Source organism: Shigella flexneri 2a str. 301 (assembly GCF_000006925.2).
In the GTDB taxonomy this organism is placed as follows: Bacteria; Pseudomonadota; Gammaproteobacteria; order Enterobacterales; family Enterobacteriaceae; genus ECMA0423.
Genome location: NC_004337.2, coordinates 1,613,706 through 1,628,522, shown reverse-complemented (window position 1 = coordinate 1,628,522; position 14,817 = coordinate 1,613,706). Strand labels below are relative to the sequence as shown.

13 protein-coding genes, 3 pseudogenes and 3 other annotated features are annotated in these 14,817 nt (G+C 50.5%); of the genes and pseudogenes, 6 read left to right on the top strand and 10 right to left on the bottom strand.

Features of this window, described 5'->3' with window-relative positions:
* Positions 1-50 precede the first annotated feature (50 nt).
* Positions 51-1,040 (top strand): hypothetical protein, encoded by a 990-nt coding sequence (locus SF1599; protein NP_707477.2) that lies wholly within the window; start codon positions 51-53, stop codon positions 1,038-1,040.
* Positions 1,041-1,725: 685 nt separating this feature from the next.
* Here the strand turns inward: SF1599 and SF1597 are convergent.
* Together SF1597 and SF1596 are read right to left on the bottom strand one after the other, a co-directional pair.
* A pseudogene (locus tag SF1597) lies at positions 1,726-3,184 on the bottom strand.
* Positions 3,185-3,382: 198 nt separating this feature from the next.
* Positions 3,383-3,688, bottom strand: a complete 306-nt coding sequence (locus SF1596; RefSeq protein ID NP_707474.2) for a hypothetical protein — start codon at positions 3,686-3,688, stop codon at positions 3,383-3,385.
* A 71-nt stretch (positions 3,689-3,759) separates the two neighbouring features.
* Here SF1596 and ynfC point away from each other — a divergent pair, with 71 nt between their 5' ends.
* On the top strand, positions 3,760-4,506 hold the full coding sequence (ynfC, locus tag SF1595; protein NP_707473.4) for a hypothetical protein: 747 nt from the start codon (positions 3,760-3,762) through the stop codon (positions 4,504-4,506).
* Positions 4,507-4,508: 2 nt separating this feature from the next.
* Positions 4,509-5,069: a sequence feature (Similar to Escherichia coli K12 spermidine N1-acetyltransferase gi: 1787867 (187 aa). BLAST with identity of 98% in 187 aa. This CDS ontains frameshift. The sequence has been checked and is believed to be correct.), on the bottom strand.
* Here ynfC and speG read toward each other — a convergent pair.
* Together speG and SF1593 are read right to left on the bottom strand one after the other, a co-directional pair.
* Positions 4,509-5,069, bottom strand: a pseudogene (gene speG / locus SF1594). (Overlaps the previous feature by 561 nt.)
* 34 nt (positions 5,070-5,103) lie before the next feature.
* On the bottom strand, positions 5,104-5,445 hold the full coding sequence (locus SF1593; protein ID NP_707472.1) for a hypothetical protein: 342 nt from the start codon (positions 5,443-5,445) through the stop codon (positions 5,104-5,106).
* Positions 5,446-5,579: 134 nt separating this feature from the next.
* On the opposite strand from SF1593, the gene SF1592 reads away from it, so the two are divergent.
* The 4 genes from SF1592 (at position 5,580) to SF1589 (ending at position 8,550) form a co-directional block, all read left to right on the top strand.
* Positions 5,580-5,906: a hypothetical protein gene (locus SF1592; RefSeq protein ID NP_707471.2), complete on the top strand. Its 327-nt coding sequence runs from the start codon at positions 5,580-5,582 to the stop codon at positions 5,904-5,906.
* Between the two features lie 205 nt (positions 5,907-6,111).
* A complete protein-coding gene (gene rspA / locus SF1591; RefSeq protein NP_707470.1) occupies positions 6,112-7,326 on the top strand; it encodes a bifunctional D-altronate/D-mannonate dehydratase in 1,215 nt (404 codons plus the stop codon).
* 70 nt (positions 7,327-7,396) lie between these two features.
* Positions 7,397-7,681: a hypothetical protein gene (locus tag SF1590; protein NP_707469.1), complete on the top strand. Its 285-nt coding sequence runs from the start codon at positions 7,397-7,399 to the stop codon at positions 7,679-7,681.
* A gap of 56 nt (positions 7,682-7,737) precedes the next feature.
* Positions 7,738-8,550: a hypothetical protein gene (locus tag SF1589; RefSeq protein NP_707468.1), complete on the top strand. Its 813-nt coding sequence runs from the start codon at positions 7,738-7,740 to the stop codon at positions 8,548-8,550.
* Positions 8,551-8,588: 38 nt separating this feature from the next.
* Positions 8,589-9,929 (bottom strand) — a mobile genetic element.
* Here SF1589 and SF1588 read toward each other — a convergent pair.
* The 6 genes and pseudogenes from SF1588 to SF1583 form a co-directional block, all read right to left on the bottom strand.
* On the bottom strand, positions 8,600-9,424 hold the full coding sequence (locus tag SF1588) for an IS2 transposase TnpB (RefSeq protein ID NP_707467.3): 825 nt from the start codon (positions 9,422-9,424) through the stop codon (positions 8,600-8,602). It overlaps the preceding feature by 825 nt.
* On the bottom strand, positions 9,473-9,883 hold the full coding sequence (locus tag SF1587; protein ID NP_707466.3) for an IS2 repressor TnpA: 411 nt from the start codon (positions 9,881-9,883) through the stop codon (positions 9,473-9,475). It lies within the feature at positions 8,589-9,929.
* A 123-nt stretch (positions 9,930-10,052) precedes the next feature.
* Positions 10,053-11,076 (bottom strand) — a sequence feature (Similar to Escherichia coli K12 LACI-type transcriptional regulator gi: 1787795 (341 aa). BLAST with identity of 99% in 341 aa. This CDS contains an in-frame stop codon. The sequence has been checked and is believed to be correct.).
* Positions 10,053-11,076, bottom strand: a pseudogene (locus tag SF1586). Its footprint overlaps the feature before it by 1,024 nt.
* A gap of 11 nt (positions 11,077-11,087) precedes the next feature.
* Positions 11,088-12,080, bottom strand: a complete 993-nt coding sequence (gene ydeZ, locus SF1585; protein ID NP_707465.1) for an autoinducer 2 import system permease LsrD — start codon at positions 12,078-12,080, stop codon at positions 11,088-11,090.
* Positions 12,080-13,108, bottom strand: a complete 1,029-nt coding sequence (gene ydeY, locus SF1584) for an autoinducer 2 ABC transporter permease LsrC (RefSeq protein ID NP_707464.1) — start codon at positions 13,106-13,108, stop codon at positions 12,080-12,082. Before ydeY ends, ydeZ begins: the two co-directional genes overlap by 1 nt.
* The gene (locus SF1583; RefSeq protein ID NP_707463.1) at positions 13,102-14,637 is read right to left on the bottom strand and encodes an autoinducer 2 ABC transporter ATP-binding protein LsrA; all 1,536 of its coding nucleotides are present in this window, start codon (positions 14,635-14,637) and stop codon (positions 13,102-13,104) included. Before SF1583 ends, ydeY begins: the two co-directional genes overlap by 7 nt.
* Between the last annotated feature and the right edge of the window lie 180 nt (positions 14,638-14,817).

Below are 14,817 nucleotides of genomic sequence, written 5' to 3'. Positions count from 1 at the left end.
TCAGTTTTGAGGACTCACAGTATTTAAACTAATTTAGGAGATTGATTATTATGACTACGATTAAAGACGCTTTCCAGTTTGGCATTGAGCCAGTACGCATCACCGATACCGACAACATTCAGGTCAATGAAGGTCTGCCGACTAACGCTGACCCGCAGGTCTATGCCCTCCAGTTAGCTAAGACGGTTAAGGCTATGCTGAACGGTGTACTTAAAGACGCTCAAGAGAACATCCCGTTCCCTGTAGAAGTCCTGCCGACCCGTAACAGCTTACCGACCCCAATCATTGCTCACACTCTGGCTGACCGCTCTGTGGTCGTTCCTGTCCGTGGTGGCAAGCGACCTGAAGTCGTGACCGTTCCGTCTGGACAAGAAATCGTGGTCGAACCAATCGAGCAGGCTATTCTCATCTCTGAGCAGACCAAGCTCTGGGACGCCAAGTCATCCACCGGATTCACTCAGGGCACACTTCAGCAGGACGCTATGAACATCTGTGAGAATGTGGTCCGTACCATCAACGCTCGCATGGTCGACGTTCTGGAATCCTCTAAGCTGCTGAAGACCGTAGAGCTTCCTGTCCTGACTGGTAGCCTGACCGCTAAGGCAGACGCTATCATGGACGCTCTGTATGAGAACACAGAGTCTTCTTTCGGTTCTGAGGTGTCTGACTACGGTATTATCGCTCATGAGAGCCAACTGAAAGCACTGTCCCGTCTGGCTGCTAAGCAAGGCTTCTCCGGTGAAGACGCTATCGTCGATATGCTGGGGACAGACATCGCCTATTACAACGGTGAAGACAAGGGTGTATTCATGCTGGCTAAACGCTTCACGGCCCTGAGCTTCGGCTGCTTCCGTCACGACGGTGAGAATATTACGGTCGTCCTTTCACGTGATGGCGACTCTCAGTCCCACGACTTGGAAATCCTCGGTAAAGTGTTCGTTGTCGCTGAAGCTGCTACGACCATCAAGATGGGCACTGGCTCAGCTACTGCCGTCCTGCCTGTAGTCAAACGCCTGAAGTTCACCAAGACCGAAGCGTAAGACCAATGGGTAAGAGCATTAGTAAAGGCTTCAGGTCCATCGCCAAGGGCCTGACAGGTGGTGGTGGGACTCAAGGTGGGGCTTCGGTCCCGCCTCCTGTAGCTCCTCCTGTAGCTCCTCCAGATGACGCTCAGCAAGCTGTAGTCGATACCCAAGGTCAGGAGACCGAGGGAGGTAAGACCATGAGCAGAGGTAAGTCTGGACTGAATATCAGCAGGACTTCAGGTGGTGGCTTGTCACTGTGATTAACTAACTACGGTCTGGACCAATGGTCTGGGCCTTTGTTTTGTACTAGTTGTCTAGTGCGGTAGTGCAATAGAAGATAGGGGGGGGCTTTATGTCCATGACTTCCGAAGACATAAGGTCCCTCCTGACTCTGGTCTATAAACTCGTGTTCCTCTCTGTGGGCCTCTATATGGTCCTCTCCGGTCGACTCGGTGTGAATGTATTCGACACTCTGTCTAAGGCTGTGGGTGGGCTTCTGGGGGCTTAGGTTTGTACTCACAGTGGGACCGATGGTTTCTGACAGAAAAATGTGAATGACCATCTAATACATTAAGCCAGCAGACTTCCCCCATAGCCCGCCTCAAGTCCAGACCGAGGCCACCGGAGGGTCCTGACCAGCCGTCTAGACATCCCGTCTAATGACACAAGTCTGGCACAAAGAATGACACAAGGTCTTGACTCAATGCAGGACCTCAGGCCTACTAAGGGTCCGCTTCAAGTCCTTGTAGTTCCAGATGAACTTAATGGGCACATCCAGTTTATCTTTGCCCCGGACACCGTCGCGGAGTGCCGTCATTTGCGGGCCATGATCGATAGCATCCGTCCAGCTGAAGCAGGAGATTGACGTTTTGACCGGATTATCCAGCACCGGTAGGCGTTCTATCGTAATGGTATAGGTCGATTCACGCGCGCCACTATTTCCGCCGCTGATGCCGACATTGCCCGTCAAAATAGGTAACATAGCAATAGCGCGTGCAGTCAGCTCGCCGTTTGCCTGGCGTTGCGGCCCCCAGCCCTAGCAGATATAAGCGGGTTTTGTTGTGCCAATTTCACGCGCCAGTTTGATGATACGGTCTACCGGGATACCGGTAATTTGCGAAGCCCACTGCGGCGTTTTTGCTGTTTTATCGTCACCTTCACCAAGAATATAGGCTTTATAGTGACCATTTTTGGGTGCATCTGCGGGTAAGGTTTTTTCGTCATAGCCGACGCAGTATTTATCGAGAAAAGGTTGATCAACGAGATTTTCGTTAATCAATACCCAGGCAATACCCGCAACCAGCGCGGCATCGGTGCCCGGGCGAATAGGGAGCCATTCCTCTTCACGACCGGCAGCCGTATCGGTATATCGCGGATCGATAACAATCATTTTGGCGTTCGATTTCTCGCGCGCTTTTTCAAGAAGATAAGTGATGCCACCACCGCTCATGCGGGTTTCTGCCGGGTTGTTACCAAACATCACGACCAGCTTGCTGTTTTCAATATCCGTGGTGCTGTTGCCATCATTACTGCCGTAGGTGTAGGGCATGGCACAGGAAATTTGCGCGGTGCTGTAGGAGCCATACTGATTGAGTGAACCGCCGTAGCAGTTCATCAGGCGTTTGACCGCCGAGGCTGATGGCGAAGAGCGGGTCATATTGCCGCCAACAATCCCCGAAGAGTACTGAATATATACAGCTTCATTGCCATATTGTTCGACGGTTTTTTTCAGGCTACTGGCGATAGTATCCAGGGCTTCATCCCAGCTAATCCGTTCGAATTTGCCTTCACCGCGTTTACCCACGCGTTTCATTGGGTCATTCAAGCGATCGGGATGATTAATACGCCGGCGGATGGAGCGACCGCGCAAACAGGCGCGTACCCTGATGGTTGCCGTACTCATCGCTGCCGGTATTGTCAGTTTCCACCCAGGTCACTTCATTATCTTTAACATGTAGACGAAGTGCACAGCGGCTACCACAGTTGACGGAACAGGAACCCCAGATCACTTTTTCGCTGGCCTGTTGTACCGCTGCCGCTGCACTGCGCAGGGTGAACGGTAAAGAAAAACCGCCTGCAGCCAGCGCCAGAGAACCTGTCGCGGTTGATTTAACGAGTGTTCTGCGGCTGATGCCCACCATTCGGTCATTTTTGGACATAACTCACTCCCTGTTCTTTATTGTTATATAAATGTTTATACATTGAATATTTAGCGCGCTAACAATAGAGGGAGTCTACCCATTTTGGGTTAAGAATTATTAATCCACATCAATAGAAGGGTATGAGTAATAAGGTGAGATTATGTTGTATGTTCAAATCGCCGGATGTGTCATATCCGGCGTTCAGTCGATAATGTGTTACTGCGGTTCGGCAGGCGCGCCATCCTGGGTAGACTGCGCGGGAGCAGAGACGTTACCGCTGGTGGTGCGGTTGTAGAGAATTTTATGCGTATCATTAGCGCAATGCCCGACGACCTGGGAATCAGGCTGATCAACCTGGTCATTGGGTACAATACTTAACGTGAAGCTGCTTTCGGGTACGCCATTATTGATAATGCGCTGTGATATATCGCTCTGTATGCGCTCACAAGATCCCGGCGCGGCGAGTACCGCGGGTGAGGCGAGGGCGAGCAGAAGCGCGGCACAGCAGGTTGAGAGTTTCATCATAAGCTCCTTACGCGAAGATAACTTCTTTAAGCATAGCATTTAACGTGTAAAGTACTGTATTTGCTACTATGATTGAGAATCATCTCTACTCTCTGGTGACTGTTGTGAAATACAAATTACTACCATGCTTACTCGCGATATTCCTCACAGGATGTGACCGCACAGAGGTAACACTTTCATTTACCCCTGAGATGGCCAGTTTCTCTAATGAATTCGATTTTGATCCGCTGCGTGGTCCGGTAAAAGATTTCACTCAGACATTAATGGATGAGCAAGGTGAAGTGACGAAACGTGTTTCTGGGACTTTGTCGGAAGAAGGCTGTTTTGATTCACTCGAATTACTGGATCTGGAAAATAATACCGTGGTCGCTCTGGTACTGGACGCCAATTATTACCGTGATGCCGAGACGCTGGAGAAGAGAGTACGTTTACAGGGAAAATGCCAGCTAGCAGAATTACCTTCTGCCGGGGTGAGTTGGGAAACCGATGATAATGGCTTCGTGATTAAAGCCAGCAGCAAACAAATGCAGATGGAATATCGCTATGATGATCAGGGGTATCCGCTGGGTAAAACCACGAAAAGTAACGACAAAACATTATCTGTCAGCGCCACGCCATCAACGGATCCGATCAAAAAATTAGATTACACAGCGGTTACTTTACTAAATAATCAACGAGTTGGTAATGTAAAACAGAGCTGTGAATATGACAGTCACGCCAATCCAGTGGACTGTCAGCTGATCATTGTTGATGAAGGAGTAAAACCCGCCGTCGAACGGGTTTACACCATCAAAAATACGATCGATTATTATTAATGCTATTGTGCGGTCGGCTTCAGGAGAGTCTGACCCGGTGTTTTGTGCTCTGCCAGATACTGATGCTGGAATATACACATGCGAATGGCATTACGATATTGACCATTAATAAAAAACTCATGCATCAATTCACCTTCAACCGTAAAGCCAAGCTTGCGGTAAATGTGAATCGCTTTTTCATTCTCTTTATCGACGATCAGATACAGCTTATAGAGATTGAGAACGGTGAAGCCATAGTCCATTGCTAATTTGGCGGCACGGGTTGCCAGACCTTTCCCCTGATACTCCGGGGAGATAATTATCTGAAATTCTGCCCGGCGATGAACATGGTTAATTTCCACCAGCTCCACCAGACCGGCTTTTTCGCCGTCACATTCCACCACAAAGCGCCGTTCGCTCTGATCGTGAATATGCGCTTATCATACAGATCAGAGAGTTCAACAAAGGCTTCGTAGGGTTCCTCAAACCAGTAACGCATCACACTGGCGTTATTGTCGAGTTGATGTACATAGCGTAAATCTTCACGCTCCAGCGGGCGTAGCTTAACTGTGGGCGCTTGGCATAACGTGTCCTTACATTCCTTAAATCAATAACAGGTTAGGGGGTAATAACGCGGCCAGTTCGACGGTCCAGGCAGCGCAAAGTATTGGGCTCCCAGTAGGCATTGATGTTGGCGCTTTGCTCACATTTATCGCGGTTATCAAAAGCGGCGTCGGCTTTATCCCACTCTTTTTCAGTGCGTTTATTCACTTTCTGGCGCAGATTGCGCGTGTCATTCCATTGCTCTTTTTCCATAGCGGCGTGCTGGCGGCTTTGTGCACTGTCGCCAGACTCAATCACCAGTTTGTTAGTTTCGGCATGAACAGTTGTGCTCAATGCCAGTGCGCAAGGCAGCAGAAAAGCGAGCAGGCCGATTCGTTTGCTGAGAGTGATTTTCATAATTCATTCCCTGTATGAATGATTAAAGGTGATTCTACACCATCCACTGCGAACGCAAAACGTACCAGGAGGATGTTTATATTGATGATATTATGTCGCCCTATAACTATACATGATGTCAATAAGTGACAAAGATGATTAAAACAACGTTACTATTTTTTGCTACTGCGCTGTGTGAAATTATTGGATGCTTTCTGCCCTGGTTGTGGTTAAAACGAAACGCCAGTATCTGGCTGTTGCTTCCGGCGGGGATTTCACTGGCGCTGTTTGTCTGGTTGTTAACGTTGCATCCTGCGGCGAGTGGGCGTGTTTACGCGGCTTATGGTGGCGTTTATGTCTGCACGGCATTGATGTGGCTGCGCGTTGTGGATGGCGTGAAACTAAGTCTTTATGACTGGACGGGTGCGTTGATTGCGCTTTGCGGAATGTTGATCATTGTTGCGGGCTGGGGGCGCACGTAGGAACATAAATCCATTTTATCAATAAGATACGAGGAAGTGTCAGCTGACAAAAGGTATTCTATTTCATCTTTTGTCAACCATTCACAGCGCAAATATACGCCTTTTTTTGTGATCACTCCGGCTTTTTTCGATCTTCATACTTGTATGGCAGTAGCTCAGTTGCGTAGATTTCATGCATCACGACAAGCGATGCAAGGAATCGAACATGAAGATCGTAAAGGCTGAAGTTTTTGTTACCTGTCCGGGGCGTAATTTCGTCACATTAAAAATCACCACTGAGGACGGTATTACGGGCCTTGGGGATGCCACCCTCAATGGACGTGAGCTTTCCGTGGCCTCTTATTTGCAGGATCATCTTTGTCCGCGGCTTATTGGTCGCGATGCGCACCGTATCGAAGATATCTGGCAGTTTTTCTATAAAGGTGCTTACTGGCGTCGCGGTCCGGTTACGATGTCGGCCATTTCAGCGGTTGATATGGCGCTGTGGGATATTAAAGCCAAAGCTGCCAACATGCCGCTTTACCAGTTACTCGGCGGCGCGTCTCGTGAAGGGGTGATGGTTTATTGCCATACCACCGGTCACAGTATTGATGAAGCTCTGGATGATTATGCCCGTCATCAGGAGCTGGGATTCAAAGCCATCCGCGTGCAGTGCGGAATCCCTGGTATGAAAACCACCTACGGCATGTCGAAAGGTAAAGGTCTGGCTTATGAACCCGCAACCAAAGGACAGTGGCCGGAAGAGCAGCTGTGGTCGACGGAGAAATACCTCGATTTCATGCCGAAATTGTTTGACGCGGTACGTAACAAGTTTGGTTTTAATGAACATTTGCTGCATGACATGCACCATCGCTTAACGCCTATTGAAGCGGCGCGCTTTGGTAAAAGCATTGAAGATTATCGCATGTTCTGGATGGAAGACCCGACGCCAGCGGAAAACCAAGAATGCTTCCGTCTCATTCGCCAACATACCGTCACACCCATCGCAGTGGGTGAAGTCTTCAACAGCATCTGGGACTGCAAACAACTGATTGAAGAGCAACTCATCGATTATATCCGCACCACGCTGACCCATGCAGGCGGAATTACCGGTATGCGCCGGATTGCCGATTTTGCTTCGCTGTATCAGGTACGTACTGGCTCACACGGTCCTTCCGATTTGTCACCAGTCTGCATGGCTGCGGCGCTGCACTTTGATCTGTGGGTCCCCAATTTCGGTGTCCAGGAATACATGGGTTATTCCGAACAAATGCTCGAAGTCTTCCCGCACAACTGGACTTTCGATAACGGCTATATGCATCCGGGAGACAAACCGGGTCTTGGTATCGAATTCGATGAAAAGCTGGCGGCGAAATATCCCTATGAACCTGCTTATCTACCAGTCGCACGTCTGGAAGATGGCACGCTGTGGAACAGGTAAGGAGTAAGATAATTGAATCGCCACGGGTTTAACAGACACCTCAGAGTCATTTAAGATGGCTTAAAGAGAGGTGCCCATGAGCGGTAAGCGTTATCCCGAAGAGTTTAAAACTGAAGCAGTCAAACAGGTTGTTGATCGCGGTTATTCTGTTGCCAGCGTTGCAACACGTCTCGATATCACCACCCACAGCCTTTATGCCTGGATAAAGAAGTACGGTCCGGATTCTTCCACTAATAAAGAACAGTCAGATGCTCAGGCCGAGATCCGCCGTCTCCAGAAAGAGCTGAAACGGGTTACCGACGAACGGGACATATTAAAAAAAGCCGCGGCGTACTTCGCAAAGCTGTCCGACTGAGGTACGCCTTTATCCGTGACAACTCCTGTTGCTGGCCTGTTCGCCTGCTCTGTCGGGTGCTGGATGTTCATCCCAGTGGTTTTTACGCCTGGCTTCAGCAGCCGCATTCACAACGCCATCAGGCAGACCTGAGACTGACAGGACAGATTAAACAGTTCTGGCTGGAATCGGGATGCGTCTATGGTTATCGCAAAATCCATCTGGATCTGCGTGACAGCGGGCAACAGTGCGGAGTAAACAGAGTCTGGAGACTGATGAAACGTGTCGGAATAAAGGCTCAGGTCGGATACCGAAGCCCGCGGGCACGTAAAGGCGAGGCCAGTATCGTGTCACCCAACAGGCTCCAGCGACAGTTCAATCCGGATGCTCCTGATGAGCGTTGGGTAACGGACATAACCTACATCAGGACCCACGAAGGCTGGCTGTATCTTGCCGTTGTTGTTGATCTGTTCTCACGCAAAATTATCGGCTGGTCCATGCAATCCCGGATGACAAAGGACATTGTCCTGAACGCACTGCTGATGGCTGTATGGTGGCGTAATCCCGAAAAACAGGTGCTGGTTCATTCGGATCAGGGCAGTCAGTACACAAGCCATGAGTGGCAGTCGTTCCTGAAATCACACGGCCTGGAGGGTAGCATGAGCCGTCGCGGTAACTGCCATGATAATGCGGTTGCAGAAAGTTTTTTCCAGTTGTTGAAACGTGAACGGATAAAGAAAAAGATCTACGGAACGCGGGAAGAAGCCCGCAGTGATATTTTTGATTACATCGAAATGTTTTATAACAGTAAGCGTCGGCATGGTTCTAGCGAACAGATGTCACCGACAGAATATGAAAACCAGTATTATCAACGGCTCGGAAGTGTCTAGATTATCCGTGGCGATTCACATCTTTAAATCACAAGGACTGGATTTGCCCCTATATTTCCAGACATCTGTTATCACTTAACCCATTACAAGCCCGCTGCCGCAGATATTCCCGTGGCGAGCGATAACCCAGCGCACTATGCGGATGCCATTCGTTATAATGCTCGAACGCCTCTGCAAGGTTCTTTGCTGCCGTTAACCCGTCTGGTTTGGGCATGATACTGATGTAGTCACGCTTTATCGTTTTCACGAAGCTCTCTGCTATTCCGTTACTCTCCGGACTCCGCACCGCCGTGTTCTTCGGTTCAAGTCCCAACATCCGGGCGAACTGGCGTGTTTCATTAGCCCGGTAGCATGAACCATTATCCGTCAGCCACTCCACTGGAGACGACGGAAGATCGTTGCCGAAGCGGCGTTCCACCGCTCCCAGCATGACGTCCTGTACTGTTTCACTGTTGAAGCCGCCCGTAGTGACCGCCCAGTGCAGTGCCTTACGGTCACAGCAGTCCAGCGCGAACGTGACTCGCAGTTTTTCTCCGTTATCACAGCGGAACTCGAACCCGTCAGAGCACCATCGCTGATTACTTTCTTTCACAGCCACTCTGCCGGTATGTGCCCGTTTCGATGGCGGTACAGCGAGTTTTCGCTCAAGCAACAGCGCATTCTGGCGCATGAGCCGGTAAATACGTTTGGCATTGATCGCAGGCATACCATCAAGTTCGGCCTGTCTGCGAAGCAGCGCCCATACCCGACGATAACCATATGTGGGCAGCTCTCCGATAACATGGTGTATACGGAGAAGCACATCCGTATCATCTGAGTGACGGCTGCGGCGACCATCTTTCCAGTCATCGGTTCGTCTGAGAATGACGTGCAACTGCGCACGCGACACCCGGAGACAACGGCTGACTAAGCTTGACTAAGCTTACTCCCCATCCCCGGGCAATAAGGGCGCGTGCGCTATCCACTTTTTTGCCCGTCCATATTCAACGGCTTCTTTGAGGAGTTCATTTTCCATCGTTTTCTTGCCGAGCAGGCGCTGGAGTTCTTTAATCTGCTTCATGGCGGCAGCAAGTTCAGAGGCAGGAACAACCTGTTCTCCGGCGGCCACAGCAGTAAGACTTCCTTCCTGGTATTGCTTACGCCAGAGAAATAACTGGCTGGCTGCTACACCATGTTGCCGGGCAACGAGGGAGACCGTCATCCCCGGTTCAAAGCTCTGCTGAACAATTGCGATCTTTTCCTGTGTGGTACGCCGTCTGCGTTTCTCCGGCCCTAAGACATCAATCATCTGTTCTCCAATGACTAGTCTAAAAACTAGTATTAAGACTATCACTTAAATAAGTGATACTGGTTGTCTGGAGATTCAGGGGGCCAGTCTACCAGCGCACCGCAACCTTTCAGGGTAAAAGGGATATTTTGTTGCGGTTGAACGGTACGAAAATCTTTACCATCTTTAATATCGTCTAAATCTGCCATAACTTACTCCGGTTAAGTAATGCACATCAGAAATCGTATTTGCCGATATTCTCTTTGTTGAATATCACGCGCTCCGGTAACAGTACGATGCCATTACCATCCGCTTCGTAGTCATAGCCCTGAACGCTGTTTGGCGAGACTTCAACCTGACCTACGCCCTGGATATCCAGCTTGTCGCCCGTTTTCATTGATCCTTTTTTCAATAATACATCCGCGACATACACTGAAATTTTGCCTTGCTGAACCACATCCCACAGTCCAAATTCTTTCACCGTGCCGCGCTCTACATACGGGCGCATCACATTTGGCGTACTGAATCCGACAATCGCTACTTTGTCATTTTTCAGGTTTTCTGCGGCTTGTGCGGCAGCGGGCAGGGCGTTGGCATCGGGGGCGATAATGGCGTCGAGATCGCTATACGCTTTTAATATTCCTTCTGCGGTTTGTAACGATTTAGTGGCATCGTTATAGCCAAACTGCGTAGTGACAATTTCCCAGCCTGGATGCTCTTTGGCGATTTTCGCTTTCGCTTCTTTCACCCACTGGTTTTGGTCCGTAACGGTGGGGCTTGAGTAGAAAAACGCGACTTTGGCTTTGTCTTTATTCACCTGACGCGCCGCCATATCCACCAACATACCTCCCAACTGGGCGGGCGTTCCCTGATTAATGTAGTAAGAGCGGCACTCCGGTTTAGTATCAGAGTCCCAGGTCAGCACTCTCACACCACGTTGCATGGCGCGTTTCAGTGCCGGACACAAGCCATCAGGCGAAACCGCAGAAACGAATAATGGCGTTATAACCTTGATTGACGAAGTTATTAATCAACTGTACCTGACCAGAAACACTGGGTTCTGTCGGCCCGTCGTAGGTCACATCAACGCTCAGCTCTTTACCCGCTTGTTGTGCGCCGTTGCCACCGCTGGTAAAAAATCCCACGCCAACCAGTTTGGGAATAAATGCAATACGCTCTGCGGCCTGCACATTCATAGAGATTGCGGCAATGCCAAGAGCGCTAAGTAAGGCGATTTTCTTAAAGCGATGAAGTGTCATGAAGATATCCTTTATGGCAATGGGTTATTGGCCCGACGCGCCAGCCACTCTTTAATTTGCTGGCGATGCAGGCTAACGGAACGACCTACGACAACGACGATAAGCAGCGCACCGGAAAGGGCGCTGGACACCTGATTTGGCACTCCTGCCATTTGCAAACCTTGCTGCAAATATCCCACTAATAAAACCGCAATGGCGGTGCCGATAATGGAACCGGAACCACCATAAATATTGGCCCCGCCAAGCACCACGGCGGTGATGGCGGGCATCAGAAACGACGCACCGAGATCGGAACGTGCTGAACCAAAATACGATACCAGCAGCACAGCGGCGACCGCAGACGCCAGCCCCGTCATGGCATAGAGCGCACATAAGGTGCGGTTAACTGGAATCGCGCTATAAAGCGCCACGCGCGGGCTTTGCCCAATCAAAAACACATTACGTCCGGCATGGGTTTTATGCAGCCAGAGCCAGAAAACGAGGAGACATATCAGGAAGATAATCAGCGGAACGGGGAGTCCCAGCACATCCAGGTTAGCGAAATCTGTAAACGCCATCGGGAATCCACCAATACCTTCGTACCCCGTCGCTCCGGCCATACCGGAAAGCAGCAGAGCGCTTCCGGCAAACAGATACAGCGTGCCAAGCGTAATCACCAGCGGGTTAACTTTGGTATAGATAATTAATCCGGCGTTGATCAGCCCGCACAATGCGCCGAGCAGTAAGGTCAGGAGTATCGCCAGCGGCATCGGCACACCACTTTGAAACAGTACGCCCAATGCAATGGCGCAGAGGCCGATGGTCGAACCAAACGAAATATCGATCCCGCCACTGACAATCACCATCGTCAGCGGTAGAGCGACAATGCCAATGCAGATAAAGTCACTGGTGCTGAACAGCAACATATTGAGATCTAACATTCGCGGGTTAATTGCACCAAATGCGACAATCTCAATAACGAGCAGTGCGGCAAGAGCCAGTTCCCAACCGTAGCGAATACGCATTATGCGGCCTCCCGTTTTTTACCTGACGAAGCGGGTTTAACGGATGGCGGTGGCGTCATAAAGCGGGCATATTTTTGCCGCCGTAGATTACGTTCCAGCGCACAACGCAGGCGTCCATCAAACACCAGCACCGCCAGCAGAACCAGACCCGCGATAAAATCATTCCACCATGCCGGAATGCGCAACAGCACCAGTACGCTATCGATCTGCGTCAGGAACCATGCGCCGAGTACCGCACCGATGATCGCACCGGAACCACCGAGCAAACTAATGCCGCCCAGCACGCAGGCTGCAATTGCTTTCATCTCCAGCCCGGTACCGGTCTGGTTGAGGATAAAACCAATCTGCGAAGCAAACACAATTCCCGCCAGTGCCGCCATGCAGCCGTTCAACGAAAATGCCACAATGCGAATGGCTTCCGTACGAACGCCCAGTTGACGAGCGCCCTGTAAATTATCGCCCGTGGCATAAAAACTGCGTCCAAACGCCGTCTTCGCCAGCAGCCAGGCCATAAATGCCACCAGAATTATCGTCAACCAACCAATTGCTGAAATGCCAAGCAGCAGCGGGGCGGAGAGCTGTTTCAGTTCGGCGGGTAACCCTTCAATCCATTTACCGCCAGTCCACAGCAACATGATGCCTCTGTACAACCCTAACGTGCCAAGGGTGGCAACAATGGCAGGGATCTTTAGCCACGCGACCAGGGCACCGTTGAAAAATCCCGCGAGCAAACCAAGCAGTAAAGTCGCGACACAGGCAACAGGTAGTGAATATCCTGCGTTCAGTAACATCCCCAACAGCACCGCGCACATTCCGGTAATCGAACCCACTGAAACATCAATATTGCGCGTAAGCATTACCAGCGTCGCGCCCATTGCCAGCAGGATCAGGATTTGCGCGCTGCTATAAACCATGGTCAGCGTTTGCACACTTAAATACTGGCGGTCGAGAAAACCGGGTAATACAAACAGCAGCACCACCGCCAGCAATGCCGTGATTTCACGGTTGTTCTGAATAAACTTCAGCATGATGCCTCCTGACGCTGACTATCGCCGAAGGCAACGCGCATAATAGTCTCGACATTAATATCGCGCCCGGTCAGTGCAGAGTGGGTAATTTCGCCCTGATGCATCACATACACACGATCTGCCATCAGTTCGATCTCTTCCATATCAGAGGAGATAAACAGCACAGCCACATTCTGTGCGGCGATGCTGCGCAACAGCTGGTAGATATCATTACGGGCCGAGACATCCACGCCGCGCGTCGGCTCATCGACAATCAATGCTTGCGGCGAAGCTTCCAGGCATTTGGCAATGAGGATTTTTTGCTGGTTGCTACCGGATAATGTCCGTGCAGCTTGTTCCGGTTGGTTAAATTTAATATTCAGCGCCCGACGATAACGTTCCAGGGTGGCATTATCTTTCGCGGTTTTCGCCCAGAATCCACGAAGGTTATGAGTAAGGGCGCAGACGTTCCAGGCCAGCGAAGCATCGAGATTCAGTCCGGATGACTGGCGATCTTCCGGCAGATAAACCAGACCGCGCAGTAAACGTTCTCCAGTGGATAATTTATTGATCTCTTTACCATTCAGCATAATGCGTCCGCCACGCAAAGTACGCAGACCATAGAGCGTCTCGGCCAGTTCTGTGCGTCCGGCTCCCACCAGCCCAGCCAGGCCCAGAATTTCTCCGGCATTGAGCGTCAGGCTGACATTCCTGAAGCCTTCGCCAGTCAGATTTTCCAGTGTCAGCACCGGCGTTCCGACGGCATGTTGTGGGCGGTTACCAGGTAACTCCAGCCATAATTTTTGGCTGGCAGAGAGCGATTTTTCCCGTACCGCTGGGGTGATGGCCTGAATAATGTCGTCGGTAGACAGTTCGCTGGTTTTGCCGCTTAAGGCGATGGTTCCGTCGCGCATCACGCTAATTCGATCGGCAATCTGGCGAATTTCCGGCAGCTTATGCGAGATAAAAACAATACCCACGCCAGTAGCAAGCAGCTCTTGCAAGCGACTAAACAAGCGTTCGGTTTCCGCAGGGGTAAGCGAGGCGGTAGGTTCATCGAGGATCAGAATCCGCGAGTCGCGCATCAGCCCGCGGAGGATTTCCACCATTTGGCGATCGGCGACATCCAGCGATCCTGCCAGACTATGCAGATCAAACTGGCAGCCCAGCGCCGCCAGCAAGTTCTTCATTTTCTGCATGGAGAGCTGTTTTTTTGCCAGCCCAAACAGGATGTTTTCTTTTATCGACAGGCTTGGGAAAAGCAGCGGTTCCTGGGGAACGAGATAAATGCCCAGCTGATGAGCATGAACTGGCGTTAATCTGGCGTAGTTGTTGCCCCCAATCTCCAGCGTACCGCTATCAGCAGGGGTAATACCGGCAATAATCTTCATTAACGTCGATTTACCGGCACCATTGCCGCCGAGCAGGGCGTGGACCTCCCCCTGATGCAACGTAAAATCGATGCCTTTCAGGACATTGACCCCTGAATACTGTTTATAAACCGAGCGGGCGCAAAGTAGCGGTAACGCGCGGGTATCACTCGTTTGCATATTTCCCCCGTTCAGTTTTGCAGGTGAGTTTTGAACAAATGTATTTCTACTTTTAATTTGTTCATAACCTTAGGTGGACATTGCACATATTTCCGACGAATAGATCACAATTTATGCTATTTTGATTTTCACGGTTGCGTTTGTTCATGCTCGTAGAGTCAAACTGTGGTTGCCATCACA

What these genes read in the sequence shown, in the direction of transcription:
- rspA (NP_707470.1), top strand. Translation starts at nt 6,112, where the DNA reads ATGAAGATCGTAAAGGCTGAAGTTTTTGTTACCTGTCCGGGGCGTAAT.
- SF1599 (NP_707477.2), top strand. Translation starts at nt 51, where the DNA reads ATGACTACGATTAAAGACGCTTTCCAGTTTGGCATTGAGCCAGTACGC.
- ydeY (NP_707464.1), bottom strand. Translation starts at nt 13,108, where the DNA reads ATGCTGAAGTTTATTCAGAACAACCGTGAAATCACGGCATTGCTGGCG.
- SF1596 (NP_707474.2), bottom strand. Translation starts at nt 3,688, where the DNA reads ATGAAACTCTCAACCTGCTGTGCCGCGCTTCTGCTCGCCCTCGCCTCA.
- SF1583 (NP_707463.1), bottom strand. Translation starts at nt 14,637, where the DNA reads ATGCAAACGAGTGATACCCGCGCGTTACCGCTACTTTGCGCCCGCTCG.
- SF1592 (NP_707471.2), top strand. Translation starts at nt 5,580, where the DNA reads ATGATTAAAACAACGTTACTATTTTTTGCTACTGCGCTGTGTGAAATT.
- ynfC (NP_707473.4), top strand. Translation starts at nt 3,760, where the DNA reads ATGATTGAGAATCATCTCTACTCTCTGGTGACTGTTGTGAAATACAAA.
- SF1593 (NP_707472.1), bottom strand. Translation starts at nt 5,445, where the DNA reads ATGAAAATCACTCTCAGCAAACGAATCGGCCTGCTCGCTTTTCTGCTG.
- ydeZ (NP_707465.1), bottom strand. Translation starts at nt 12,080, where the DNA reads ATGCGTATTCGCTACGGTTGGGAACTGGCTCTTGCCGCACTGCTCGTT.